The 24,370-nt window shown below is 61.8% G+C and carries 20 protein-coding genes and 3 pseudogenes; 5 read left to right on the forward strand and 18 right to left on the reverse strand.

The features are described from left to right. Positions 1-42: 42 nt before the first annotated feature. From ACIO0C_RS18930 to ACIO0C_RS18945, 4 genes are all read right to left on the reverse strand, one after another. On the reverse strand, positions 43-1,815 hold the full coding sequence (locus ACIO0C_RS18930; RefSeq protein WP_401314510.1) for an acyl-CoA dehydrogenase C-terminal domain-containing protein: 1,773 nt from the start codon (positions 1,813-1,815) through the stop codon (positions 43-45). A gap of 68 nt (positions 1,816-1,883) precedes the next feature. After that, positions 1,884-3,554 carry a cation acetate symporter gene (locus tag ACIO0C_RS18935; protein ID WP_401314512.1) on the reverse strand — a complete coding sequence of 557 codons (1,671 nt, stop codon included), beginning with the start codon at positions 3,552-3,554 and terminating at the stop codon, positions 1,884-1,886. Continuing rightward, a complete protein-coding gene (locus tag ACIO0C_RS18940) occupies positions 3,554-3,880 on the reverse strand; it encodes a DUF485 domain-containing protein (RefSeq protein WP_272605493.1) in 327 nt (108 codons plus the stop codon). The genes ACIO0C_RS18935 and ACIO0C_RS18940 overlap by 1 nt, the downstream gene beginning before the upstream one ends. 123 nt (positions 3,881-4,003) lie before the next feature. Next, positions 4,004-5,626 carry an acyl-CoA synthetase gene (locus tag ACIO0C_RS18945; protein ID WP_401314514.1) on the reverse strand — a complete coding sequence of 541 codons (1,623 nt, stop codon included), beginning with the start codon at positions 5,624-5,626 and terminating at the stop codon, positions 4,004-4,006. Positions 5,627-5,856: 230 nt separating this feature from the next. On the opposite strand from ACIO0C_RS18945, the gene ACIO0C_RS18950 reads away from it, so the two are divergent. Next, a complete protein-coding gene (locus ACIO0C_RS18950) occupies positions 5,857-8,127 on the forward strand; it encodes a PAS domain S-box protein (RefSeq protein ID WP_401314516.1) in 2,271 nt (756 codons plus the stop codon). 10 nt (positions 8,128-8,137) lie between these two features. After that, entirely contained in the window at positions 8,138-8,773 is a 636-nt protein-coding gene (locus ACIO0C_RS18955; RefSeq protein ID WP_401314517.1) for a response regulator transcription factor, read from the forward strand. Positions 8,774-8,809: 36 nt separating this feature from the next. Here the strand turns inward: ACIO0C_RS18955 and ACIO0C_RS18960 are convergent, their stop codons facing one another. The 4 genes from ACIO0C_RS18960 to ACIO0C_RS18975 all read right to left on the reverse strand — a co-directional run bounded on the left by ACIO0C_RS18960 (position 8,810) and on the right by ACIO0C_RS18975 (position 13,521). Beyond that, the gene (locus ACIO0C_RS18960; RefSeq protein ID WP_401314519.1) at positions 8,810-10,531 is read right to left on the reverse strand and encodes an FAD-dependent oxidoreductase; all 1,722 of its coding nucleotides are present in this window, start codon (positions 10,529-10,531) and stop codon (positions 8,810-8,812) included. 71 nt (positions 10,532-10,602) lie between these two features. Next, complete coding sequence (locus ACIO0C_RS18965; RefSeq protein WP_401314521.1) at positions 10,603-10,923, reverse strand: NIPSNAP family protein; 321 nt, start codon at positions 10,921-10,923, stop codon at positions 10,603-10,605. Further along, the gene (locus ACIO0C_RS18970) at positions 10,892-12,670 is read right to left on the reverse strand and encodes an FAD-dependent oxidoreductase (protein WP_401314523.1); all 1,779 of its coding nucleotides are present in this window, start codon (positions 12,668-12,670) and stop codon (positions 10,892-10,894) included. The genes ACIO0C_RS18965 and ACIO0C_RS18970 overlap by 32 nt, the downstream gene beginning before the upstream one ends. Before the next feature lie 32 nt (positions 12,671-12,702). Then, entirely contained in the window at positions 12,703-13,521 is an 819-nt protein-coding gene (locus tag ACIO0C_RS18975; RefSeq protein ID WP_401314524.1) for a shikimate dehydrogenase family protein, read from the reverse strand. Between the two features lie 145 nt (positions 13,522-13,666). On the opposite strand from ACIO0C_RS18975, the gene ACIO0C_RS18980 reads away from it, so the two are divergent. Beyond that, positions 13,667-14,440: an IclR family transcriptional regulator C-terminal domain-containing protein gene (locus ACIO0C_RS18980; RefSeq protein ID WP_401314526.1), complete on the forward strand. Its 774-nt coding sequence runs from the start codon at positions 13,667-13,669 to the stop codon at positions 14,438-14,440. Here the strand turns inward: ACIO0C_RS18980 and ACIO0C_RS18985 are convergent. Both ACIO0C_RS18985 and ACIO0C_RS18990 read right to left on the reverse strand, forming a co-directional pair. Then, positions 14,383-14,628 (reverse strand): annotated as a pseudogene (locus ACIO0C_RS18985) (hypothetical protein); the annotation flags it as partial. The gene ACIO0C_RS18980 and the pseudogene ACIO0C_RS18985 overlap by 58 nt on opposite strands. Positions 14,629-14,678: 50 nt before the next feature. Further along, positions 14,679-14,909, reverse strand: a complete 231-nt coding sequence (locus ACIO0C_RS18990; RefSeq protein ID WP_033039294.1) for a hypothetical protein — start codon at positions 14,907-14,909, stop codon at positions 14,679-14,681. Positions 14,910-15,084: 175 nt separating this feature from the next. Between ACIO0C_RS18990 and ACIO0C_RS18995 the strand changes: the two genes are divergently transcribed. Continuing rightward, a complete protein-coding gene (locus ACIO0C_RS18995) occupies positions 15,085-16,746 on the forward strand; it encodes a SulP family inorganic anion transporter (RefSeq protein WP_401314528.1) in 1,662 nt (553 codons plus the stop codon). Between the two features lie 19 nt (positions 16,747-16,765). Here the strand turns inward: ACIO0C_RS18995 and ACIO0C_RS19000 are convergent, their stop codons facing one another. Continuing rightward, the gene (locus ACIO0C_RS19000; protein WP_007988436.1) at positions 16,766-16,954 is read right to left on the reverse strand and encodes a ribbon-helix-helix protein, CopG family; all 189 of its coding nucleotides are present in this window, start codon (positions 16,952-16,954) and stop codon (positions 16,766-16,768) included. A 164-nt stretch (positions 16,955-17,118) separates the two neighbouring features. Here ACIO0C_RS19000 and ACIO0C_RS19005 point away from each other — a divergent pair. Further along, positions 17,119-17,319: pseudogene (locus tag ACIO0C_RS19005) on the forward strand (hypothetical protein); the annotation flags it as partial. Here the strand turns inward: ACIO0C_RS19005 and ACIO0C_RS19010 are convergent. The 7 genes and pseudogenes from ACIO0C_RS19010 to ACIO0C_RS19040 form a co-directional block, all read right to left on the reverse strand. Then, positions 17,237-17,884 carry a TetR family transcriptional regulator gene (locus tag ACIO0C_RS19010; protein WP_401314530.1) on the reverse strand — a complete coding sequence of 216 codons (648 nt, stop codon included), beginning with the start codon at positions 17,882-17,884 and terminating at the stop codon, positions 17,237-17,239. The pseudogene ACIO0C_RS19005 and the gene ACIO0C_RS19010 overlap by 83 nt on opposite strands. A gap of 5 nt (positions 17,885-17,889) precedes the next feature. After that, positions 17,890-18,717, reverse strand: a complete 828-nt coding sequence (locus ACIO0C_RS19015) for a methyl-accepting chemotaxis protein (protein ID WP_401314599.1) — start codon at positions 18,715-18,717, stop codon at positions 17,890-17,892. Positions 18,718-18,747: 30 nt separating this feature from the next. Next, a pseudogene (locus ACIO0C_RS19020) lies at positions 18,748-19,518 on the reverse strand (cache domain-containing protein); the annotation flags it as partial. A 63-nt stretch (positions 19,519-19,581) separates the two neighbouring features. Beyond that, on the reverse strand, positions 19,582-20,733 hold the full coding sequence (locus ACIO0C_RS19025) for an acyl-CoA dehydrogenase family protein (protein ID WP_401314532.1): 1,152 nt from the start codon (positions 20,731-20,733) through the stop codon (positions 19,582-19,584). A gap of 17 nt (positions 20,734-20,750) precedes the next feature. After that, positions 20,751-21,839 carry an enoyl-CoA hydratase/isomerase family protein gene (locus ACIO0C_RS19030; RefSeq protein ID WP_401314534.1) on the reverse strand — a complete coding sequence of 363 codons (1,089 nt, stop codon included), beginning with the start codon at positions 21,837-21,839 and terminating at the stop codon, positions 20,751-20,753. Continuing rightward, positions 21,836-22,732, reverse strand: a complete 897-nt coding sequence (gene mmsB, locus ACIO0C_RS19035) for a 3-hydroxyisobutyrate dehydrogenase (RefSeq protein ID WP_401314535.1) — start codon at positions 22,730-22,732, stop codon at positions 21,836-21,838. The genes ACIO0C_RS19030 and mmsB overlap by 4 nt, the downstream gene beginning before the upstream one ends. A gap of 53 nt (positions 22,733-22,785) precedes the next feature. After that, positions 22,786-24,294, reverse strand: coding sequence for a CoA-acylating methylmalonate-semialdehyde dehydrogenase (locus ACIO0C_RS19040; RefSeq protein ID WP_401314536.1), 1,509 nt, complete (start codon positions 24,292-24,294; stop codon positions 22,786-22,788). Positions 24,295-24,370: the final 76 nt, after the last annotated feature.

Here is a 24,370-nt window from a genome sequence, read left to right on the forward strand (position 1 = left end):
TGCCCAAAGGCGGGCGTTTTTTTACGTGGCGTCGGTTCGATGTCAGAACTGTTCAGCGCTCAGGCCATACAACGAGGCACTGCCGGCCCGAATGGATTGTTCAAGGCCCAACGTGCGTGGTAGCAAGCGGTGGAAGTAAAAATCGGCGGTGGCGATTTTCGCGTCATAGAAAATTTCGTCTTCGTTGCGTTTTTTACGGGCAACCTGGGCCATGCGCGACCAGAGCCAGGCGTAGGCGACGTAACCGAACAGGTGCAAATACTCCACCGAGGCAGCACCGACTTCGTTGCGGTTGGTTGCGGCCCTGTCGTGTAGCCAGTCGCTGATGTCTTCGAGCCGCTGCACGGCGTCGAGCAGCTGTGTGGCATAGGGGGCATCGGGCTGGGCGGCGAAGCGGCGAATCTGGCCGGTGAACTGGCCAAGCGCAGCGCATTTATCGGCCAGTACCTTGCGTCCGAGCAGGTCCAGTGCCTGGATGCCATTGGTGCCTTCGTAGATCTGTGCAATGCGCACATCACGGACCAATTGTTCCTGGCCCCATTCGCGGATGTAGCCATGACCGCCGAAAACCTGCTGGCCGTTGATGCAGCTTTCCAGGCCTGTGTCGGTAAAAAAAGCCTTGGCCACTGGCGTCAGCAGCGCAACCAGGACCTGCGCGCTATCGCGCTCGCTGGCATCACGGGAAAACTTTGCCAGGTCCAGTTGTTGCCCGACATAACTGGCGAACGCGCGACCACCTTCGGTCATGGCTTTCATACCGAGCAGCATCCGCCGCACATCCGGGTGAACGATGATCGGGTCGGCGAGTTTGTCCGGCGCCACGATGCCTGTGGGTGCCCGACTCTGGATGCGTTCACGGGCGTAGGCGACAGCACTCTGGTAGGACGCCTCGGCGCAGCCGATGCCCTGGATACCAATGGACAGGCGTTCGTAATTCATCATGGTGAACATCGCCGCCAGGCCTTTGTTCTCCTCACCGACCAGCCAGCCACCGGCGCCGTCGAAGTTCATCACGCAGGTGGCGGAAGCCTTGATGCCCATCTTGTGTTCGATCGAACCGCAACTCACCGCGTTGGGAGCGCCGAGGGAACCGTCGGCATTGACCAGGATCTTGGGCACGACAAACAGCGAAATGCCTTTTGGACCGGCAGGCGCGTCCGGCAGTTTGGCCAGTACTAGATGAACGATGTTTTCGGTCAGGTCCTGATCGCCCCCGGTGATGAAAATCTTGCTGCCGGTGATCTTGTAGCTGCCGTCAGCCTGAGGCTCGGCGCGGGTGCGGATGAGCCCCAGGTCGGTGCCGGCATGGGCCTCGGTCAGACACATGGAGCCGGCCCAGCGGCCTTCATACATCGGTGGCAGATAGAGGTTTTTCAGGGCGTCGCTGGCGTGGGCATCCAGTGCCAGGCAGGCACCGGAACTCAATGCCGAATACAGGGCAAAACTCGAGTTGGCGCCGTAGAGCATCTCTTCGAATTGCACCGCCAGCATTTTCGGCATCCCCATGCCACCGAACTCGGCATTGCCGGACAGTCCCACCCAACCGCCTTCAATGTAGGTTGCATAAGCCTGTTTGAAACCGATGGGGGTAGTGACTCGTCCCTCATGCCACTGCGCGCCTTCTTCGTCACCGCTGCGATTGAGCGGCGCAATCAGGTGCGCGGTGACTTTTGCCGCCTCCTCGAGAATGGCGTCTGCCGTATCGGCGTCGATGCTGTCGGCCAGAGCCGGCAGGCGCGCCCACATGGCCGGGGCATCGAACACTTCGTGCAGTACAAAGCGCATGTCGCGCAAGGGGGCTTTGAATTGGGGCATAACGTGAACCTCGTTGGGACGGTTGTGTCTCGGGCACAGCGCCGCAAAGGCGGGCTGTGCCCCTTCAGTCAATGGCTGCTGGCGCTGGCGGCGCCGAGGCCGGTCTGGGCTCGAACGAACTGGTCGGCGTAGGCGTCACGCTCCTTGTCGGCGCGCGCACTGCGGTCGAGCCTGGACACCACGATGATCACCAGGAAGGCCAGCGGCATGGAGAACAGCGCTGGGTGGTCGTACGGGAAGATCGCTTGGGCATGACCGAGTACGGTCACCCAGACAGGTGGGGACAGGATGACCAGTGCCAGCGCGCAGATCAGGCCGGCGAAACCGCCCAGGATCGCGCCTTTGGTCGTCAGGCCTTTCCAGTACATGGCCATGATCAGCACCGGAAAGTTGGTCGAAGCGGCGATGCCGAACGTCAGGCCCACCAGAATGGCGACGTTCATCTTCTCGAACACGATGCCCAGCACAATCGCGATGATGCCCAGGCCGACAGTGGCCATGCGGGTCACGCGCATTTCCTGTTTCTCGTTCGCGCCTCCTTTCTTGTACACGGTGGCGTAGAGGTCATGGGAAATCGCCGAAGCACCGGCCAGCGCCAAGCCGGACACCACCGCCAGGATGGTGGCGAACGCTACAGCAGCGAGGAAACCGAAGAACAGATCCCCGCCGACCGCCCTGGCCAGATGCATGGCGACCATGTTGCCGCCGCCGATCAAGGCACCGCCGATTTGCCCATTGACGTAGTACTGCGCATCGGTGCCTATGATCACCATTGCGACAAAACCCAGGGTGCAGACCACGAGAAAAAAGAAGCCGATGAAACCGGTGGCGTAGAACACCGACTTGCGGGCTTCCTTGGCGCTGGGCACGGTGAAGAAGCGCATCAGGATGTGTGGCAATCCGGCAATCCCGAACACCAGGCCCAGCGACATCGACACGGTGTTTATGGGGTCGGCGAGCATTGAGCCCGGGCCCATGATGTTCCAGCCACTGGCGTGAACCTTGACGGCTTTGTCGGCCAGGGTTTCGTAGCTGAAACCGAACTGCGACATGGCCATGACCGCCAGGGTGGTGCCACCGACGAGCAGCAGCACAGCCTTGATGATCTGGACCCAGGTCGTGGCGATCATTCCGCCGAAGATCACGTAGATCAGCATCAACGCACCAACGATCATCACTGCAACCGGGTAGTCGAGGCCGAACAGCAATTTGATCAGTTGGCCGGCACCGACCATCTGCACGATCAGGTAGCAGCACACCACCGTGAGCGAGCCAAAGGCCGCGAAGATCCGCACCTTGTTCTGGTCCAGTCGATAGGAAACGATGTCCGCGAAAGTATAGCGTCCGAGGTTGCGCAGACGCTCGGCCATCAGGAAGGTAATGATGGGCCAGCCGACGAAGAAGCCGATGGTATAGATGAAACCATCGTAACCCTTGGCGAACACCAGGCTGGAAAGCCCCAGCAGGGTGGCTGCGGACATGTAGTCGCCGGCAATTGCCAGGCCATTCTGAAACCCGGTGATACCACCGCCTGCCGTGTAGAAGTCCGAGGTGGTTCTGGTTTGGCGTGCGGCCCACCCAGTGATGGCCAGCGTGCCGAGGACGAACACGAAAAACATGCCGATCGCGTTCAGGTTCAGTGGTTGCTTTTCCACCACGCCCATCGCTGGCGCGGCGAGCGCAATGGAGGCGGGCAGCAGGCCGGTAGCGGCAAGGATCAGTTTATGCAACAGGCTCATCACTTGCTCTCCTCGATAATGGCTGCGCCCAAGGCGTCAAAGCGGGTGTTGGCGCTGTAGACATACCAACCGGTCAGTAACCAGGAAAACACGATGATTGCCGCGCCAACCGGCATGCCCAAGGTCAACATTCGCTGCTCGCCCAGGGGGGCATGCAGCCACTGCGGGGCAAAAGCCACCACCAGCATGAACAGGTAGTAGGTGCCCAGTACGATGGCACTCAACGACCAGGCCAGGCGTGAACGACTGCTCACCAGTTGAAGGAATTTCGGGTTGCGCCGAATGCGTTCGCAACGTTGGGTATCGGTTGAATGGATGTCGATCATCGCTAGCTCCACATTGTTTTTGTTTTCAGTGTGAGTGGGCACGGCACCGCCGAATTCGGCCTGCACGAACCCCTGGCAGCAGGTCAAACACCTGCTGCTCGATGGATGCAATGTCAGAGGGGGTTAGAGCGTCTTGGCCCGGTCGCGCAACACGTACTTCTGGATCTTGCCTGTGGACGTCTTGGGCAAGAGCGTGAAAACCACTGTGCGCGGTACCTTGAATCCGGCCAGGTGCTCACGGCAGAAACTGATGATGTCAGCCTCGCGAACGTCCTGATGGTCAGCCTTCAAGGTTACGAAGGCGCAGGGTGTTTCGCCCCATTTCTCATCGGGACGGGCGACCACGGCGGCTTCCATCACAGCCGGGTGGCGATAGAGCACACCTTCGAGCTCGATGGTGGAAATGTTCTCGCCGCCCGAGATGATGATGTCCTTGAGCCGGTCCTTGATCTCGACATAACCGTCGGGGTGCCAGACGGCCAGGTCACCCGTGTGGAACCAGCCGCCTTCGAACGCTTCGGCAGTGGCGGTCGGGTTCTTCAGGTAGCCCTTCATCACGGTGTTACCGCGCAGGAAGATCTCACCGATCGTCTGGCCGTCACGCGGGGTGGGCTCCAGCGTTGTGCAATCGCCGACCATCACGCCTTCCAGCGTCGGGTAACGCACGCCCTGTCGTGACTTGATTTGCGCCCGCTGCTCCAGGGAAAACTCATCCCATTCGGCGTGCCAGGCGCAGACCGTCACTGGGCCATAGGTTTCGGTCAGGCCAAACACGTGCGTGACCTTGATGCCCATCTCTTCGACGGCACCGATCACTTTGGCCGGGGGCGCAGCGCCCGCGACCAAGGCATTGACCGGGTGATCGATGGCCGCTTTTGCCGATTCGGGCATGTTTACCAGTGCATTGAGCACGATTGGCGCCCCGCACAGGTGAGTGACCTGATGTTCGCGGATCAGCGTGAGGATTTTCTGCGGATCGACCCGGCGCAGGAAAACGTGCACACCCGCCAGGGCGGTGATGGTCCATGGATAGCACCAGCCATTGCAATGGAACATCGGCAAAGTCCAGAGGTACACCGGATGGTTGCCAATGGCCCAGGTCATCTGGTTGCCCAGTGCGCTCAGGTAAGCACCGCGATGGTGGTAGACCACGCCCTTGGGATTGCCGGTGGTGCCTGACGTGTAATTCAGCGAAATGGCTTGCCACTCGTCGGCCGGCCATTTCCAGTCGAACGCCGGGTCGCCTTCGGCTAACAGCGCTTCGTAGTCCAGGTCGCTCGCGGCCTGGCCTTCACCGTATTCCGGGTCATTGACGTCGATCACCAGAGGCGGGTGATCGAGCATGCCAAGCGCCGCCTTGATCACGTCATGGAACTCGCGGTCGGTAATCAGCACCTTGGCCTCGCCATGCTGCAGCATGAATGCGATCGCCTCGGCATCCAGTCGAACGTTGAGCGGGTTGAGCACGGCGCCGATCATCGGCACACCGAAATGCACTTCAAGCATCTCGGGAATGTTGGGCAGCATCACCGCCACCGTGTCGTCCTTGCCGATACCGCGTCCGGCCAGCGCCGAGGCCAGGCGTCGGCAACGGGTATAGGTCTGCGCCCAGGTGCGGCGAATCGAACCGTGGATAACGGCAGGGTGGTTCGGGTAAGTACTGGCGGTGCGCTCGATGAAACTGAGCGGAGACAGGGCAATGTGATTGACAGCCGAAGGGCCTAGGCCTTGGTCATAGATAGACATGTGCGGGTACTCGATGGCTGATTGTTAGCTCTATGGTTGACCTGGCAGCGCAGTCGCCAAGGTCACCTTCAAAGTCCGGATGACGTTATATAACAATCTGCTTCGAATATGGAAGTAGAACCTATGTAGTATAGTATATGTACCATATCAAATTCTTCTTAACTCCAAATCAGTGCCGCTAACCCTCCATGCCTGGTATATGCTGGGTACCCTGACAAAGTGGACCCGCAATGACTCTGACTCCCGTTCGATTGCACAGTTGGTTGCGCTTGCAGCGCGAGGGTGTGTCTCTGGCCGCCCGGGCCGATGCGTTGTGTCGCGCGCTACAGGATTGCCCTGAGGTGCAGCGGGCGGTTTACCTGAGTTGGCAGCCCAATGCGCGGATCTACAGCCATGAGGGTGCCGCCCAGCATTTTCCGCCGGGACTTGGCGATCCTGCGCTGGCCAGCGATCAGTTGCTCCATGAGCATCTGGTGGAGGCCGGGCGCCTGGACCTGGCTCACGTCCGTCAACTCGATTGCTGGTTGTCCGGCCGGTTGCGCCGGGCCGGGATCAGCCATGGCCAGGCATTTGACCTGGCCTTGCAGCCTGGGCAGCCGGGCTTGTTGCTGGTGCAAGTGCGCGAGGGCGTGAGCCTCGATTGGCTGGGCTGGGTGCAGGATTTGCTGACGACGTTGCTGAGCAGCGTCAACGGCATGCTGCGCGGTTCGCCCCTGCTAGGCCACGATCCGCAACCGAGCCTGTTGCTCGATGCGCAAGGTCGACCGCTGGAGTTCAATGCGGCACTGATGGCGCTGCTCGCCGAGAAATCGCTGACGGATGTGTTGGGCTTTTTACCGGTCAATCATCGGGTGCTGGTGCGTGCCTGCCTGGACCAGCAACGCGCTGTCGAGGGCGTCGAGGCTCAGTTCGAGTCGCAGATACTGATCTGGACGTTTATCCCCGATCCCCAGGACAACCGAGTGCTCGCCCGTTGCCGCGACGCTACGGCGCAAGTGTTGGCGGAGCGTGAAGCGGCTACCGCACGACGGCTGTACCGGCTGATCATCGAAAACACCACCGACCTGATTTCCCGCCACACTCCCGAAGGGCGCGTTATCGATGCGTCACCGGCATCCTGGACCTTGCTCGGTTATTGGCCCGAAGAGTTGCGCGGGCAAATGGCCCAGGGCCTGTTTCATGGCCAGGATCTGGCCGGCCTCGTGCAGCGCGCGCGCGATGCACTGGAGCAGGATGGCTATCACACCATGACTTATCGCATCCGCCATCGCGACGGCCATTACCTGTGGTTCGAAACGGCCAGCCGGTCGATCCGGGAAACCTACACCGGGGCGGTGGTCGAAATCGTCAGCGTATCCCGGGACATCACGGCCCGAGTGCAGGCCGAGGAGAACAAGCGGCGCCTGGCCGAAGTGGTCGAGGCCAACATCGATCCGGTATTGTTCATCGCTCCCGAGGGCCAAGTCACCTACCTCAATCCCGCCGCGCGCCGCATTCTGGGGATTGATGAGCAACAACCCATGCCGGCCCTGGCCGCGTTGTTTGCAAGCGGCGACCTTGCGCGCCTGCAATGCGACGGCTGGAGGAGCGCCGAGCGCGACGGTGTCTGGAGCACCGATGCGCGGCTGCAACCCCCGGGCGGCGACACATCGGTGCCGGTGTCGCTGGTACTGTTGGCGCACCGCTGCGCCAGCGGCGAGCGGTATTACTCATTGGTCGCGCGCGACATGACCGAGCGTGAGCTGCGCGAAGTGCAACAGCGCCATCATCAGGACGAACTGGCCCACACCGCACGGTTGGTCACTCTCGGCGAACTGGCTTCGGGGATCGCCCACGAAATCAACCAGCCGCTGGCTGCCGTGGTCAATTACGCGAACGCGAGCCAGCGTTACCTGCAGACGCTGGACTCCAATCCCCAGGCTGCGGCAAGAGTCACCCAGGGCCTGGAGCGCATTACCCATCATGCCACCCACGCTTCTGAAGTGATCCGGCGGCTACGCTCCTTTTTGCGCAAGGGACAGCGTCGCATGCAGGCGCTGAATCTGACTGATGTCGCCCGCGAAGCCGTGCGTTTGTGTGCCTGGGAGGCGAGTAATTGCCAAGTGACAATCGAGGATCGGCTGCCGGATAATCTGCCACCCGTTTATGCCGACCGCGTGTTGCTGGAACAGGTACTGCTCAACTTGTTGCGCAATGCCATCGACGCCAACCGTGAGCAACACCCCGGGCAGCCTTCGCTGATCGTGATGGCCGTGGAGCAAGGCAATGGCGCCTGTGTGGAAATCCATGTGCGAGACCAGGGGCCGGGCGTCAGCGAACCGGAACTGGAGCAGATATTTACCCCTTTCTACACCAGCAAGGCCGATGGCTTGGGGCTCGGTCTGTCCATGAGCCGCAGTATCATTGAAGGTTTCGGTGGCGAATTGAATGCCCGGCGCCAGCCTGCCGGGTTGCTGATGTGTTGCCGCTTGCCGCTTGCCGGCCCAACAAAACAACAATAGGAATCAGGTAATGGCAGGTGTAACGGAGCACGTTGTGTATGTGGTCGATGATGACCAGGGCATGCTCGAATCGACGGTCTGGTTACTGGAGTCGGTCGGGCTCAAGGCCTTGCCGTTTACCAGTGGCATCGCGTTCCTCGAAGCTTGCGACGCAAGCCTCGATGCCTGCGTGCTGCTGGACGTTCGCATGCCCGGTATGGGCGGCTTGAACGTGCAGGAAGAAATGCGCGTACGCCAACTGAACCTGCCGATCATCTTCGTCAGCGGGCATGCGGATGTGCCGATCGTGGTGCGCGCGTTCAAGGCCGGTGCCCATGATTTTATCGAGAAGCCTTACAACGAACAGCTGTTGCTGGACAGCGTGCAACAGGCGCTCAGCAACTGTGCCGCCAACCGTTCGGGTAACCAGGGCCACGAAGCCTTGCAGGCGCGTTTGCTGACCTTGACCCCGCGCGAGCGCGATATCCTGTTGCCGTTGGTGCAGGGTTACACCACCCGCGAAATCGCGGAACAACTGGGCGTGAGTGCAAAAACCGTTGATCTGTATCGCGCGCGCGTCATGAAGCGCATGCAGGCCAACACGTTGCCGGACCTGGTGGGCATGGCCATCGCGGCGCAGATGGTCGATCCGCTGAAGTTGCGTTGATCCCTCGCGCTGCCCGGCACCTTCCAGATTCGGCACTCACCGACACGCAATAGAGCCTGCAAGTGTTCTTCCGGCAATGTAGCCGAACGTCATGCCCGGCCCGAGGGTGATGCCACCGCTGGGGTAATAACCGTTCATGATGCTGTTCATGTCATTGCCCACGGCGAACAATCCCGGGATCGGCGCCTCGTTTTTGTCCAGCACCCGGGCACAGGCATCGGTGTGCAGCCCGGCGAAGGTACCGAGACTGCCAGGCACCAGCTTTACGGCGTAGAAGGGGGCTTGGCGCAGGCTGCCCAGGGACGGGTTGGGACCCTGGAGAATCTCCCCCTGGTTTTTGTTGTACAGCGACTCACCGCGGCGAAACTGCGGATCGCAGCCTTTCTCGGCAAACTGGTTGAAGGTATCGACCGTGGCCTGCAGTTGCTGTGCATCGATTGCGCACTGGCGTGCCAGTCCCGCCAGGGTTGCGTCCTTGAACAGATAGCCCTTGCGCACATATGACGCTGTCGGGAACGGAAAGGGTCTGGACCAGCCCAGGCCATAGCGCCGCTGGGCGCGGTGGTCGCAGATCAACCAGGACACCGGGTTTTCTCCCGGTCCGCAGGCATCGAACAGTGCGCACATGTAGTCATGGTAGGAGTCTGCTTCGTTAACGAAGCGTCGACCATCCTGGCGCACCGCGAGAAAACCCGGTTTAGCCCGCTCCATCAAGTGTGGAAAAGCACTGAAGCCTCCGTCCTCCCGTGGCACGCGAGAGACCGGTGCCCACGCCGCGGCATGCGCCAGGTCGCAGGCGGCGCTCGCGCCGACGCTTTCACCCAGGCGCAAGCCGTCGCCGGTATTGCCCTTGGGGGCAGCGCTCAAGTGTGCGCTGCCATCGGGGGCATGGGCGAACTGCCGGGCAATGCGTTGCCGGTCGTGGGGGAATCCGCCACAGGCCATCACCACACCCCGTCGTGCGCGGATGTCGAGCCGGCGTGCGCTGTGCTCGATACGGGCGCCAACCACACGCTGATCCTCACGCAGCAGCTCATGCACCGGCGTGTCGGTCAGCAGGCGGACGTTGCGGTCCAGGGCGCTTTTCAACAGTCGGGCCACCAGGGCATTGCCGTTCACCAGGTGCATGCCCCGGCCGTGGCATATCAGGTCGCGGGCATGGCGCAGCAGGCGTTTGCCGGCATACAGCATTGATCTTGCGGACCGGGTTGCATTGAGGAAATGGTTGAGATCGGCGCCGCCGGCAATCCCCATTCCGCCAAGGCTGATGAGGTCCAGCGGACGCCGTAGCTTGTTGATCCAGGGACCCAGTCGACGGCCATCGAACGGCAGGGCGCAGAGCGAGCGACCGCCGCTGGCATGACCTTCGCTGGCATGAAAGTCCGGCATCTTGCTGCCGGAGAAAAATTGCACGTCGGTATGGCGCTGAAAAAACTCGACCATCTTCGGGCCTTGTTCGAGGAACATCTCCAGGCGCGGGTCGAGCACATCGGTGTGCAGTTCATGGCGCAGGTAGGTCCGTGCTTGTTCGAGCTCTTCGACCGTGCCTTCGGCGACTGCCAGCGGGTTGCGAGGGATCCACAGCCAGCCACCCGACCAGGCACTGGTACCGCCGAGCACGGGTTCTTTTTCTACCACTATGACGTCGAGGCCAAGCTCGGCGCAGGTGACGGCAGCCGCCAGGCCCGACGCGCCGGAACCGATGACCAGGACATCACAGATAAGGTCGTCGACATTCATCGACGGCAAGACGCTCATGGCGACCTCCATTGTTGTTTGTTTTAGAGGGCTGGCCGCTCCCTGGTGGCAGCGGCTCAACAGGATGACGGTTACTGCAACGGTGAAAAGTCGGTCGGGCGCAGCAGGCGCGACTCCAGCGTTACCACGGCGTCGAGTTCCTTGTTCTGCCGGGCAAAGTCCTGCCAGCGCGGATCGGCTGCCATGGCGGTGCGCCGGGTCATGCGATCGTCGAGGCTGGTATAGGCCCAGATGTGCACCACCTGGTTGACCTCACCGATTTCGGTGGTGAAGAAACCGACCAGGTTGCCCAGGTGCTCCTGCTGCACGGCCAGTGCCGCGTTTTTGTACAGGGCCAGCCAGTCGCCGAGGCGGGTCGGTTTAATCGTGTAGGTGCGCAGTTCGTAGTACATGCGGTTCTCCAGAGCAGGATTGTTGGGTTGTGTAGGGCTCAAGACGGGTTGCGATATCACTGGCGGCGAGGTAACCGAAGGTGATGCCCGGGCCGAGGGTGATGCCGGGACCGGGGTAGGTACCATCCATGATCGAATTCATTTCGTTGCCGGCGGCGTACAGGCCGGGGATCGGTGCGCCGCTGCGATCGAGCACGTTGGCCTGGCCGTTGGTGACCAGTCCGCGGGCGGAGCCGAGATCACCGGTAAACAGGCGAATGGCGTAGTACGGCGCCTTTTGCAGCGGCTTCAGGCACGGGTTGGGGCCGTGAAGCGGGTCGCCCATGTAGCGGTTGTAGGCGCTGCTGCCTTTGCCGAACTGACGATCGACGCCAAGGGCTGCATCGGCATTGAACTGCGCCAGGGTCTGCTCCAGGGCAGTGGCATCGATGCCGGCAATGAGGGCCAGTTCGGCAAGGCTGTCGGCGCGCAGCAGATAACCGGCTTCGATCAATGCGCTGTTGTCGACCGGTCGCGGACGGGCCAGGCCCATGCCGTACCGATTCAAGGCTTCGCTGTCGCAGATCAGCCAGCAGGGCGCATTGGCGCCGCCGCCTGCGAACATGCCTTCGACGAAGCAGTGGTAGGAGTCCGACTCGTTGACGAAACGTTGCCCGGCGCGGTTGACCGCGATCACACCGGGTTTGGCCCGATCGGTCACCAGGTGCGGAAAACGCTCGATGCCACCGTCGGCCTTGCGCAGCACCGAGACCGGCGCCCAGAAGAAGTTCGCCGACAGGTTGTCGCCGATGGCAGCGTTGACCGAAGCGGCCAGTCGCTGTCCGTCACCCACGTTGGCCGCTGGCGACATGCTCCAGTGTTCCGCGTCCGTCGCGGGACGCTGCCCCGCGGCTTGAGCGCCGGCGGCAAATCCGCCCATGGCCAATACCACGCCACCCTTGGCCCATACCTTGCGGGTTTGTCCGCGCCAGGTGATCTGCACGCCCTTTACGCTTCCCTGTTCGACAAGCAGGGCCTCGGGCGACGCTTCGAGCCACAAGTCGACGCCATTGGCGAAAGCGGTGGTCGCCAGCCGGGCGATCAAGGCATTGCCCACGGTCAGGCGCGTGCCGCGTGGATGGCTGAGGCGATCCAGGGCATATCGGCCTATCAGCTTCAGGCAATGCCAGAGCGATTCTGGCGAGCGCTTGAAGCTGAGGAAATGCTGGATGTCGACACGATTGACCATCATGCCGCCGAACAGCAGCATGCCGTCCGGGGGGCGCTTCAGGTCCTTGAAGTGCTCCCCGAGCTTGCGCCCGTCGTACTCGTCGATTTCCAGGGCGCGACCGGTTTGCGTGCCGCCGGGCAAGTCCGGGTAATAATCGGGCGACAGTGGCCGCAGGCTGTACTTGAGCTCGCTGTGGGTTTGCAGAAAACTCAAGGCTTGGCGGCCATTGTCGATGAAGGAGTCGATCAGCACCGGGTTGTAGCCGGCACCTATCACTTCCTTGAGGTAGCGGCGCATCTGGTCGGCGCTCAGGTGGTGTCCGGCGGCCCGGGCCTGATCGGTGTCATGCAGCCAGACCGCGCCGCCGGAAATCGCCGAGGTGCCGCCGAAGGCTTCGGTCTTTTCCACCAGCAAGACCTTGAGGCCGCGGCAACTGGCGGTCACCGCCGCAGCGAAACCGGCGGCGCCGCTGCCCAGGACAATCACGTCGTAGGTCAGGTCGGCACCGGCAGGGAACTGGGTTGTTGTCATGTTCATTGTCTATCGCCTCTGGAGGACACGGCCGCAGATCAGATCTGCAGCGGAGTCACGCCCATGAAGTGGCCGAGGTTGCCCAGTTGCGCCAGGGCCATTTGCGGGCCGGTCTGGATCGGGCAACCGCGCAGTCGGGCGAAGGCAAGAAACGGCGTGATGGCCGGCGAAGTCACGACATCGGCGACCAGCGTCGACGCTTGCAGGGTTTGCATCAGAGCCGGCGGCAACGGCAGCGGGCCCTCATCGCTGGTGGCACCCATGCCGACCGGCGAGGCGTTGACCACCAGGTCGAAGTGTTCGAGCGAGGCGGGGCTGGCGCTGATCACGATTTCCGGAAAAGCACCGCGCAACAGTTCGCCGAGCATCTCGACGCGCTCCGCGTTCAAGTCGCTGATGACCAGATGACTGACCCCGGCCTGGCACAGTGAATAAGCAATCGCACTGCCGACACCGCCGGTGCCGATCACCAGCGCCTGTTTGTCCCGCGGATTGAAACCCTGCTGGCGCGCCGCACTGAGAAAGCCTTCGCCGTCGACGATATCGCCCACCAGCCGGCCGTCGGCCTCGCGCCGGATCACGTTGACCGAGCCCAGCGCCGCCGAGCGCGCACTGACGCTGTCGAGGCGGCCGGCCAGCAGTTGTTTGTAGGGGACGGTGACCACGCAGCCGCGCAGGTTTTGCCAGCCACGCAAGGTCTCGACGAAGTTCTGCAGGGCGGTCGGCGCCAGGTCGATGGCCAGCATGGCAACGTTTTGCCGGTGCTCAGCGAACCAGCGGTTGAAGTTTTCCGGCGATTTGACCTGTGTCACAGGCGAGCCGACGATGGCGACCAGTTCAGTCGAACCCTGAATCATTTGATGCTCCCGCTTATTGGCTGTGTTGTGTGGCCGATAGTGCGAGCGGGGAGGGAGGCGGACAATCAAGCTGCCGGGCGTTTACGTTGATAATCGCGTCGCTAATGCGATAATCGCACTAACTGCCTGAATAAGAGTCGTCGCGATGAAGCAGCCCACCATCCATCAACGGGATCTGATCGTCGGCCTGCAGAAGGGCCTGGCGTTGCTTCAGTTATTTTCCCAGGAGCATCCACGCCTGAGTGTGCCCGAGGTGGCGCGCATGGCCGACATGACCCAGAGCGCCGCCCGGCGTTTCTTGCTGACACTGGTGCATGACGACTTCGCACAGACCGATGGGCGCTTCTACTGGCTGACCGCCAAGACCTTGCGCATCGGCCAGGCTTATGTCGATTCGGCCGTGCTGCCGCGCATGTTGCGGCCGATCGTCGAACAGGTGGCGCGAACCACCCAGGAGCATGTGTCGGTGGGCATTCGCGACGGGGATGACATCGTGCATGTGGTGCGCAGCCGCTACAGCCACATCACCTCGATGTCGATTCGACCTGGCTCACGGGTGCCCATGTATTGCACCGGCAGTGGCCGGCTCTGGCTGGCGAGCCTGTCTGCACAGGCGCTCGATGCGTATTTCGAACGCAACCCACCACAGGCGATCACGCCCTACACGCTCACCGATGAAAAGCGGATCCGCGCCGAAATCGCCTTGGCGGCGCAACGTGGCTACGTGCTGGTGGACCAGGAATACGAAGTGGGCATGCGTGTATTGAGCGTGCCGTTGATTGATCGCGAAGGGCAGTTGCAGGCCACCTTGACGCTGACCACCCATGCATCGCGCATGACCGTGGAGCAAATGCGCGAACGTTATCTGTCGACCTTGTATGAAGGCCAGGCATTGCTGCGGCCGATCATGACGCTGTAGGGCGATGGTGTTGCCTGTGGGGAAGGTTGCAGTCGACCCGAAGTGGACGATTGCCGAGGGCAGCTATCGGCCGATTGTGGGCTGGCGAGCCTGAATGCCGAGGCACTGGTCAGGAAGTAGGTACTTCCCATCCAGTACTTGAGCGTTCCGAAAGGATGTTCAACGGTCTGTCGACGAACCCTCATCATCGTGAAGATCTTCACTGACATGATCATGTCTCCAAGGCGTGATCCAAGGGCTAAAAGTGGATTTCAGCGGTCTTGAGGCCCAGGTCTCGAAGCTCGGCGATCAAGTCATCCAGATGCCCAAAAGACTCGACCTCCTCGTTGTCATCAACCAGGAAATAACTCCTGCCAGCGTCCTTCTTGAAGAACACTATCCACTCCTTGGGGTTGGTCGGGTTTGCGATCACATGGGTGTCGAAGGTCACGCCTTCGGCATGTTTGGTTTGCACAGTTTTACGATTCATGTCTGCCACCACGCTACGCGCGCTCTCAAAATTATCTATTTGCAGTGCATGCCCGCCCAGCTCCATCTGAGCTTTCACTATAAACATCTCCAGCCGCTCGAGGCAGTGGATCCAGGGCATTTCAATTATCACTGTATGTTAATATTATGCACATGCATCCACTGAGGGGCTAGCCATGATTGCGATAGGTGAGGCATGGAAGGCGGGGTTGTTGGGGCGAGGACACTGGCTTCGCAATATGGTGTCTGGCGTGATCGTCGGGGTCGTGGCGCTCCCTCTGGCAATGGCGTTTGCCATTGCATCGGGCGTCAAACCTGAGCAAGGCATTTACACCGCGATCATCGGTGGTCTGCTGGTTTCACTCTTTGGGGGAAGCCGCTTGCAGATTGCCGGACCGACAGGTGCGTTCATCGTGATTCTGGCGGGGGTCACGGCCAAGCATGGCGTTGACGGTCTGCAAATCGCCACGATGATGGCGGGGGCCATCTTGTTATTGCTGGGGATGGCACGGCTCGGTGCGATCATCAAGTTTATCCCCGACCCGGTGATTGTCGGATTCACCGCGGGCATCGGTGTGATCATCTGGGTCGGGCAATGGAAAGACTTTTTCGGTTTACCGACGATAAGTGGAGAGCATTTCCATGAAAAGCTCTGGCATCTGCTACAGGCCCTGCCGGATCTTCACATGGCCACCACCCTGCTGGCGGTACTTAGCCTTTTCCTGGTCATCACCGCGTCCAGAATTCCCGGTCTCAAACGGGTGCCTGGCCCGCTAGTCGCAATGGCGGTCGCTACAGCAATACAGTCAACCTTTCATTTCGAGGGGGTAGCCACGATTGGCAGTGCATTCGGTGGTATACCTCAAGGCTTGCCAGCGTTGAGCCTGCCTGAAATTACGCCGTCCCGCGTCATCGATTTGATTGGTCCGGCGTTCACTATCGCCATGCTTGGAGCAATCGAATCGCTGCTGTCGGCGATGGTGGCCGATGGCATGGCGGGCACCAAGCACGATTCCAATCAGGAGCTGATCGGTCAGGGCGTCGCCAACCTGGTCACACCATTGTTTGGCGGCTTTGCAGCTACCGGGGCCATTGCCCGTACTGCAACCAATATACGTAACGGCGGTACGAGCCCGCTGGCCGGCATTACGCATGCGGTCACCTTGGTGCTTATTGTTCTGTTCCTGGCACCTCTAGCCTCAAACATCCCACTGTGCGCCCTGGCTGCCATTCTTTTCGTGGTCGCATACAACATGAGCGAGTTGAAGCACTTCAAACGCATGGTCCAACGAGCCCCACGCGCAGACGTATCCATCCTGCTCATCACTTTCAGCCTCACTGTGTTCAGTGACTTGGTGATCGCCGTGAATATCGGCGTCATTCTTGCGATGCTGCACTTCATGCGCCGCATGGCCTCATCGGTGGAAGTGCAACAGGTCGTGGAGCACGAGCTTGAAGAAGAGCTGAGGACCAATGGTCATACTCGCCTACCGCCAGGGCTTTTGATTTATACGATTGAAGGGCCATTGTTTTTTGCTGCGGCCGAGACCTTCGAGCGTGTGATAGCACAGACCCACACTGACCCAAACCTGCTGATTATCCGCCTGAAGCGCGTACCGTTTATGGATATCACGGGCTTGCAAGTGTTGGAGGAGGTTATTCAGCAGCTGCACAAGCGGCATATCGTGGTGAAGCTCTGCGAAGCGAACACGAAGGTGCTCAACAAGCTCGATAGGGTGGGTATCCTGCAAGAAATTGGTCCGGAGCATTACCACGCCGACTTCAACACTGCGTTGGCTAAAGCTGTCAGTCACGTAGAGGGTACGTCGACTCTCTAGAGACTACTGCCCGTCTTGGTTATGACTTGGTGCTGGTGGCATGCTTGCTCTTGGTCGAATAGCTGGCGCCGTGAGTGTCCAGGTAGTCACGAATCAGTTGGCGGACCACCTGCGAAGGCGTCAGGTCTTGTGCTGCACAGAGTTCCTCGAAAGCTTTTTTCTTGACGGGATCAATGAGCACAGTGAGGCGCGCAGTCTTGCTTTCCATGGGGTATTCAATCGCTCAAGTCGCTGGATGTTAATCAAATTGTAATGGCCTTGTCCGGTGCTGTCACTGTTGCGGCGGTGGGGTGTTCGGTACCCTGGCCGCCTGCCTGCAACGGGTTGACTGTGATCCGCGCCGAAATCGCCTTAACGGTGCAACGTGGCTACGTGCCGGTGGACCAGGAATACGAAGTGGGCATGCGTGTATTGAGCGTGCCGTTGATTGATCGCGAAGGGCAGTTGCAGGTCACCTTGACGCTGACCACCCATGCATTGCTGCGGCCGATCATGACGCTCTGGGTACAGCAGCCTGGAACCCGGAACCGCCGGCAGGCGTCGCCTGCAACGCACCCTGCAGGGCGCCCATGACCATGTCATGCAGCAGCTTGCGACGGGCTCCCTTGCTTGCCGGCGAGTCTGCGATCCAGGCCGGCAATTGGTTGAGCAGGGACACGATGCCGCTCAAGGTCGAGCGCAGGGCGATGCTCACCGGCACACCGGTGAACTGCTCTATCGTCACCACCAGGTGTTCCTCGTAGCGCCGACGCAAGGCCAGGATCGAGGCCTGCTGTTCGCTGTCCAGGCAATGGAGGTCATGCTCGGCCAGGCGAAAATGCGCGCCCATGCGCTCATGCAGCAGCAGGTGCGCCTCCAGCAGCGCGTGCAGTCGCACAGCGGGTGCGGACTTGCGCCGGTTCACCAGACTGGCGCCGTGCAGCAACTGTTCGTAGAGTTCCTCGATCAATTCGAACAGCAGTGCTTCCTTGCTATCGATGTGGTTGTAAATGGAGCCGACCTTGATCCCCAGGTAAGCGGCCAGGTCGCGCATGCTTACCCGGCTGAAACCACATCGGGCAAAGAGCTCAAGGGCTTTTTGCCGGGTTTCCAGATAGCGCGAGGGGGGCATCTGGTCGATGGCCCCATCGGTGTTCATCCCATTCATAGGCGGAACTGCCCCAACAACCGATTGAGCTGGCTCGCCAGTTCACCCAGATGCCGGCTGGCCTCGTTGGACTGATCCGCTGCCAGGGCATTCTCCTGGGCCAGCGAGGCGGCGTGGGTGACATTCTGGTTGATGTCCTCGACCACGTGGGATTGCTCCAGGGTGGCACTGGCAATCGAGGCGTTCAGTTCAGTGAGGTTGCGCAGCGCGGTGATGACCAGGTGCAGGCTTTCACCGGTTTCGCGGGCCTGCACCACGGTTTCTCGGGCGGCCTGGCTGCTGGCATTGATGACCGCTACCGCCGCTTCGGAGTTGCCCTGCAGGCGTTCGATCATGCCCTGGATCTGCGCGGTGGACTGCTGGGTGCGCTGGGCCAGCAGGCGCACTTCGTCGGCCACCACGGCGAAGCCGCGACCCTGTTCGCCAGCGCGCGCCGCCTCGATGGCAGCGTTCAGCGCCAGCAGGTTGGTCTGCTCGGCGATGGCGCGGATCACTTCCAGCACGCTGCCGATCTGCGTGCTTTCCTGGGCCAGGCTCTGGATCACGCCGACAGCCTGGCCGATGGTCTCGGACAACTGGTCGATCTGGCGCAGGCTGCTGTCGATGTTGTGCTGGCCCTGGCGTGCCTGCTCATCGGCCTGGCGTACTTCGTTGGCGGCGTGCTCGGCGTTCTTCGCCACTTCCTGCACGGCATGGGAGACTTCGTGGATGGCGGCGGCCACCAGTTCCATCTGCTGTGATTGCTGTTGGCTGTGGCGCTGGCTGTTGCTGGCAATTTCGCCGAGCGATTGCGAGGCCTGGTCGAGGTGGCCGGCGGTCTGCATGGACTGGCCGATCACCGTGCGCAGCTTGCGGGTGAACGCGTTGAAGTGGCCGCTCAGGGCGGTCAGCTCATCGCGCCAGCGACTGTCCAGGTTGTGGGTCAGGTCGGCTTCGCCGCTGGCGATGTTCTCCATGGCATTGACCACCTGCGCCAGCGGCGAGGCGATGCTGCGGGCAATCAGCAGGATCAGTGCGCTGAGCAGCAGGGCGATCGTCAGCACAATGACGAAGGCCTTGATCAGCTGGCGGCGGAACTCGACTTGCACGTCGTCGATGTAGATGCCCGAGCCGACGATCCAGCCCCAGGGCTTGAACAGTTCGACATAGGACACCTTCTCCACCGGTGCATCGGAGCCCGGCTTTGGCCAACGGTAGTGCACCAGGCCGGAGCCGTCGCGGTTGGCCACGGTCACCATCTCGTCGAACAGTGCCTTGCCGTCAGGGTCGCGGGTGCCAGCCATGCGCTTGCCTTCGAGCTTGGCATTGGGGTGCATGACCATGCGTGTGTCGAGGTCTTCGATCCAGAAGTAGTCCTCGCGGTCGTAGCGCAGGTCGCGTATGACCGCGCGGGCCTGTTGTTGCGCCTGCTCACGATCGAGCCCCTGGCCTTCCAGGTTCTGGAAATGGCGCAGGATGCCGCTGGCGGTCTCGACCACGTGCCGGGTTTTCAGGGCCTTGGCCGCATAGAGGTCGTCATGGTTCTGCTTGAGCATCAGGCCCGCGAGAATCAGTAGCATCAGGATAGACGTCAGCAGGATCAACCACAGGCGGCGGCTGATGGGAATATTACGCAAGCCGGGCATGGGCAACTCCAGAAGGGGCAGGCAAGCGGGCAGCCGGCACGCAGGGCGCGTGCGGCCAAGGGCTTAGAGGGCGTAGTGGGCCAGTTCGCGGGCGATCAGCAGGCGCTGGACCTCGCTGGTGCCTTCGTAGATCTGGGTGATGCGCGCATCGCGGTAATAGCGCTCCACCGGGTAGTCCTCCAGATAGCCATAACCACCATGGATCTGCACGGCGCTGGAGCACACGCGCTCGGCCATTTCCGAGGCGAACAGCTTGGCTTGCGACGCTTCTGACAGGCACGGTTGCCCGGCGCTTTTCAGGCGCGCGGCATGCAGCACCAGCAGGCGGGTCGCATTGAGTCGGGTGTGCATATCAGCAAGCAGGTTGGACACGCTCTGGTGTTCGATGATCGGCTTGCCGAACTGGATGCGTTCGCGGGCATACCCCAGCGCGGCCTCAAAGGCGGCGCGGGCGATGCCCAGGGCCTGGGCGGCGATGCCGATGCGGCCGCCTTCAAGGTTGGACAGGGCAATGGCCAGGCCCTTGCCGCGCTCGCCGAGCAAATGGTCCTGGGCAATCGTGCAGTTATCAAGGGTCACCGCGCAGGTATCGGAGGCCTTGATGCCCATCTTGTGTTCGCTGCGGTCGACCACGAATCCGGGGTTTTCGGTCGGCACCAGGAACGCCGACAGGCCTTTCTTGCCCAGTTCTGGATCGGTGACGGCAAACACAATGGCCAGCTTGGCGCGCCTGCCGTTGCTGACGAATTGCTTGGCGCCGTTGAGTACCCATTGGCCGTCGCGCAATTCGGCGCGAGTGCGCAAGTTGTGTGCTTCGGTGCCCGCCTGTGGCTCGGTCAGGCAGAAGCAGCCAATGGTCTGGCCGCTGGCCAAAAGCGGTAGCCAGCGGTCTTGCTGGGAGGGGCTGCCATATTTCAGCAGAGGGCCGCAGCCGACTGAATTGTGGATGCTCATCAAGGCGCCGAGGGCGCCGTCGCCGGCGGAGATTTCCTCCACGGCCAGGGCGTAGGCCACATAGTCGGTGTAACTGCCACCCCAGGTGTCCGGCACCACCATGCCGAGCAGGCCCAGTTCACCCATCTGGGCCACCACGGCGTCATCGATCCAGCCGGCCTTTTCCCAGGCCTGGGCCTGCGGGCCGACTTCGCTGCGGGCGAAGTCGCGTGCCATGTCGCGGATCATGCGTTGTTCTTCGGTCAATTCGATATCGTGCATTGCGAGTCTCCTGCCGTTCAGGCGGTGCGAAGGGGTCTGCCAGAGGCCGGGCGGAAATCGTTGAAGAAGGCCTGCACCCGCGCAGGCACCAGCTCCGCCAGGGTTGGCGGGTTCCAGCGTGGGGTCTTGTCCTTGTCGATGATCAAGGCGCGCACCCCCTCCATCAGGTCGCCCTTGTCGAACCACTGGTAGTCCAGGTGCAGTTCCAGGGCAAAACAGTCGGCCAGGCTCAGGTATCGACCGCGACGCAACAGTTCCAGGGTTGCCGCCATTGCCAGCGGTGAGCGGCTGTCGAGCAGCTCGACCGTCTGTTCGGCCCAGTCGCGCAGCTCGGGACGCTGCTCGCGCTGCAACGCATTGCGAATCGCCGCCACATCAGGCAGGGCGAAATATTCATCGATCACCTGGCGGTAAGCCTTGAGTTCCGATCCGGCAATACGCTCGGTGGCCAGGCCGGCCAGCAGCGCTTGCAAGTCTTCTTCGGGCGCACGGGTCCAGTTCAAGTGATCCAGGGCGGCGTCCAGTTCGACCAGTCGCTCGCTGGGCAGGTAGTAATCGGCCAGGTTGGCATAGAGCGCATCAGCCGCACGCACCTGGCAGCCGGTGACGCCCAGGTAGATACCCAGCTCACCGGGTAGGCGCGGCAGGAAGTAGCTGCCGCCGACATCGGGGAAAAAGCCGATGCCGACTTCCGGCATGCCCATGCGTGTGCGCTCGGTGATCACCCGTAGCGAGGCCGCCTGCGCCAGGCCCATGCCGCCACCCAGGACGAAACCGTCCAACAGCGCGAGCACCGGTTTGGAGTAGCCATGCAGGTACTCGTCCAGGGCGTATTCCTCCTCGAGGAACAGCTCGTGCAGGTTGTCCCCGGCCTTGTGACTGTCGTACAGCATGCGAATGTCGCCACCGGCACAGAAGGCTTTTTCCCCGGCGCCACGAATGGTGATGGCGACGATGTCCGGATCCTGTTCCCAGACCCACAGGTGCCGGCAAAGCAGCGTCACCATGGGCAGGTCCAGGGTGTTCAGCGCGCTGGGCCGGTTCAGTGTCAGGTGGCCGATGCGGTTGCGCACGCAGGCCAGCACCGGGGCTTGCTGCTCGCTCATGCCTGGGCTTCTCCACGGAACATTTGGATGATGGCGGAAAAGTCCAGGCCGCCATTACCTTGCAGGCTGAACGTCTGGTACAGCTGTTGGGCGGCAGCGCCGAGCACCACCGGTTGGCGCGCCTGTTTGGCGGCTTCGGTAGCCAGGCCGAGGTCCTTGAGCATCAGGTCGGTACCGAAGCCGCCAGTGTAGCCACGCGAGGCCGGGGCATTTTCCAGCACGCCGGGGAACGGGTTGTTGATCTCCGAGCTCCAGCAGCGACCGGTGGAGGTGCCGATGACACCGGCCAGCACCTTGGCGTCCATGCCCAGGGCCACACCCAGGGCCATGGCCTCGGCGACGCCGACCATGGAGATGCCGAGCAGCATGTTGTTGGCGATCTTGGCCACCTGGCCGTTACCGGCCGCGCCGCAGTGCACGATGTTCCTGCCCATGGCCGAGAGGATCGGCAGGGCCTGGTCGTACACGCTGACCGGGCCGCCGACCATGAACGTCAGGGTGCCTGCTGTCGCGCCGCCGGTGCCACCGGAGACCGGCGCGTCGAGCATCGGGTTGCCTTGGGCAAGGGCGAATTTGGCCACCTCGCGGGCGCTCAGCGGGTCGATGGTCGAGCTGTCGATCAACAGCACGCCTTGGCCAATATTGGCCAGCAGACCGTCCTTGCCGCGATAGACCTGTTTCACGTGGTCTGCGGTTGGCAGCATGGTGACGATCACTTCAACCCCGGCCTTGGCTACGCCTGCGGGCGAGTCAGCGGCGCTGGCGCCGGCCTCGACCAGGGCGGCGACCGCCTGGGGGAAGGGATCGAAGACGGTCAGGCTGTGGCCGGCCTTGAGCAGGTTGCGGGCCATTGGGCCACCCATGTTGCCCAGGCCGAGAAATCCGATATGCATGATGGTTACCTTTTTGCGTGTGGTGGCGAGGGGATAAATCCCCTCGCCACAGATCATTTGAGCGTGATCGTGGTGTTCACCGCGCCAACGACGTCGTCTTCGTCGAACCAGCGCTGGGTGATCGTCTTGGTCTGGGTGTAGAAGGTCACCACTTGCTTGCCGTAAGGGCCCAGGTCGCCGAGCTTGGACGCGCGCGAACCGGAGAAGGAGAACAGCGGGACCGGTACCGGGATCGGCACGTTGATGCCCACCTGGCCGACGTCGATTTCTTCCTGGAAGTGACGGGCAGCCGCGCCGGAACGGGTGAACAGGGCGGTACCGTTGCCATTGGGGTTGGCGTTGATGATCTCGATCGCCTCGCTCAGGCTGTCGGCCTGCATGACGCACAGCACCGGGCCGAAGATTTCTTCGCGGTACACGGACATTTGCGCGGTGACGTTGGAGAAGATGGTCGGGCCGACGAAATTGCCGTCCTGGTAGCCAGGCACGCTCGGGTTGCGGCCATCCAGTTCGAGCCTGGCGCCTTCTTCGATGCCGCTGGCGATCAGGCTGTTGACGCGATCCAGGGCCGCGCAGGAAATCACCGGGCCGATGTCGGTGCCAGGTTCGGTGCCGCCATTGATCTTGAGGGTTTTGGTTCGCTCGATCAGGTCCGGCAACCAGGTCTGCGCTTCACCCACCAGGATCACCACCGGCAGGGCCATGCAGCGCTGGCCAGCGGCGCCGAAGGAAGCGCCCAGCAGGTTGTTCAAGGTCTGCTGCTTGTTGGCATCGGGCAGGACGATGGCGTGGTTCTTCGCGCCCATCATGCACTGTGCGCGTTTGCCGTTCTGGGTGGCACGGTTGTAGACATGGGTGCCGACCTTGGTCGACCCCACGAAGGACACGGCCTTGATGTCCGGGTGGTCACAGATCAGGTTCACCGCATCGACGCCGCCGTGGATGACGTTGAGCACGCCCTTGGGTACACCGGCTTGCAGCGCCAGTTCGACCAGGCGCATGGTTACCAGGGGGTCTTGCTCGGACGGCTTGAGGACGAAGGTGTTGCCGGTGGCGATGGCCATCGGGAACATCCACAGCGGGATCATCGCCGGGAAGTTGAACGGGGTGATGCCGGCGCACACGCCCAGCGGCTGCATCAGGGTGTAGGTGTCGACGCCGTTGGCGACGTTGTTGGCCAACTCGCCCATCTGCAGGTTACCGATGGAGGTGGCGTGCTCGACCACTTCCAGGCCGCGGAACACATCACCTTCGGCGTCCGGCAGGGTTTTGCCCTGTTCGGCGGTGAGCAGTGCGGCCAGTTCCTTGATGTTCTCGCGGATCAGCTGCTGGTATTTGAAGAAGATCCGCGAGCGGGTGCCGATCGGCGTCTTGCGCCAGGTCTTGAACGCTTCCTTGGCGCTGGCCACGGCGGCATCCATTTCTTCGGCCGTGGCGAAGGGTACGCGAGCGAGGACTTCCTGGGTGGCCGGGTTGACCACGTTGCGCCACTCGGTGCTACGCGATTCGACGAATTCGCCGTTGATGAGGAGCTTGACGCTTGGAATGCTGGAAGAGGTCATTTTCAGTTCTGCCTACTTTCTTTGGGTCGAGTTAAGCCACTCGGCCTGTTTGGCCGAGCGGTCGGATTTGATTTCA

This window comes from Pseudomonas sp. NPDC087336 (assembly GCF_044744285.1).
Lineage (GTDB): Bacteria > Pseudomonadota > Gammaproteobacteria > Pseudomonadales > Pseudomonadaceae > Aquipseudomonas.

Bases quoted from the DNA above. Each gene is read 5' to 3' on its own strand.
- ACIO0C_RS18965 (WP_401314521.1), bottom strand. From the start codon at position 10,923: ATGTACTACGAACTGCGCACCTACACGATTAAACCGACCCGCCTCGGC.
- mmsB (WP_401314535.1), bottom strand. From the start codon at position 22,732: ATGCATATCGGATTTCTCGGCCTGGGCAACATGGGTGGCCCAATGGCC.
- ACIO0C_RS18940 (WP_272605493.1), bottom strand. From the start codon at position 3,880: ATGATCGACATCCATTCAACCGATACCCAACGTTGCGAACGCATTCGG.
- ACIO0C_RS19015 (WP_401314599.1), bottom strand. From the start codon at position 18,717: ATGCAGACCGCCGGCCACCTCGACCAGGCCTCGCAATCGCTCGGCGAA.
- ACIO0C_RS18980 (WP_401314526.1), top strand. From the start codon at position 13,667: ATGAAGCAGCCCACCATCCATCAACGGGATCTGATCGTCGGCCTGCAG.
- ACIO0C_RS19010 (WP_401314530.1), bottom strand. From the start codon at position 17,884: ATGAACACCGATGGGGCCATCGACCAGATGCCCCCCTCGCGCTATCTG.
- ACIO0C_RS19000 (WP_007988436.1), bottom strand. From the start codon at position 16,954: ATGGAAAGCAAGACTGCGCGCCTCACTGTGCTCATTGATCCCGTCAAG.
- ACIO0C_RS18930 (WP_401314510.1), bottom strand. From the start codon at position 1,815: ATGCCCCAATTCAAAGCCCCCTTGCGCGACATGCGCTTTGTACTGCAC.
- ACIO0C_RS18945 (WP_401314514.1), bottom strand. From the start codon at position 5,626: ATGTCTATCTATGACCAAGGCCTAGGCCCTTCGGCTGTCAATCACATT.
- ACIO0C_RS18935 (WP_401314512.1), bottom strand. From the start codon at position 3,554: ATGAGCCTGTTGCATAAACTGATCCTTGCCGCTACCGGCCTGCTGCCC.
- ACIO0C_RS18995 (WP_401314528.1), top strand. From the start codon at position 15,085: ATGATTGCGATAGGTGAGGCATGGAAGGCGGGGTTGTTGGGGCGAGGA.
- ACIO0C_RS18950 (WP_401314516.1), top strand. From the start codon at position 5,857: ATGACTCTGACTCCCGTTCGATTGCACAGTTGGTTGCGCTTGCAGCGC.
- ACIO0C_RS19030 (WP_401314534.1), bottom strand. From the start codon at position 21,839: ATGAGCGAGCAGCAAGCCCCGGTGCTGGCCTGCGTGCGCAACCGCATC.
- ACIO0C_RS18960 (WP_401314519.1), bottom strand. From the start codon at position 10,531: ATGAGCGTCTTGCCGTCGATGAATGTCGACGACCTTATCTGTGATGTC.
- ACIO0C_RS18975 (WP_401314524.1), bottom strand. From the start codon at position 13,521: ATGATTCAGGGTTCGACTGAACTGGTCGCCATCGTCGGCTCGCCTGTG.
- ACIO0C_RS18970 (WP_401314523.1), bottom strand. From the start codon at position 12,670: ATGAACATGACAACAACCCAGTTCCCTGCCGGTGCCGACCTGACCTAC.
- ACIO0C_RS19025 (WP_401314532.1), bottom strand. From the start codon at position 20,733: ATGCACGATATCGAATTGACCGAAGAACAACGCATGATCCGCGACATG.
- ACIO0C_RS19040 (WP_401314536.1), bottom strand. From the start codon at position 24,294: ATGACCTCTTCCAGCATTCCAAGCGTCAAGCTCCTCATCAACGGCGAA.
- ACIO0C_RS18990 (WP_033039294.1), bottom strand. From the start codon at position 14,909: ATGAATCGTAAAACTGTGCAAACCAAACATGCCGAAGGCGTGACCTTC.
- ACIO0C_RS18955 (WP_401314517.1), top strand. From the start codon at position 8,138: ATGGCAGGTGTAACGGAGCACGTTGTGTATGTGGTCGATGATGACCAG.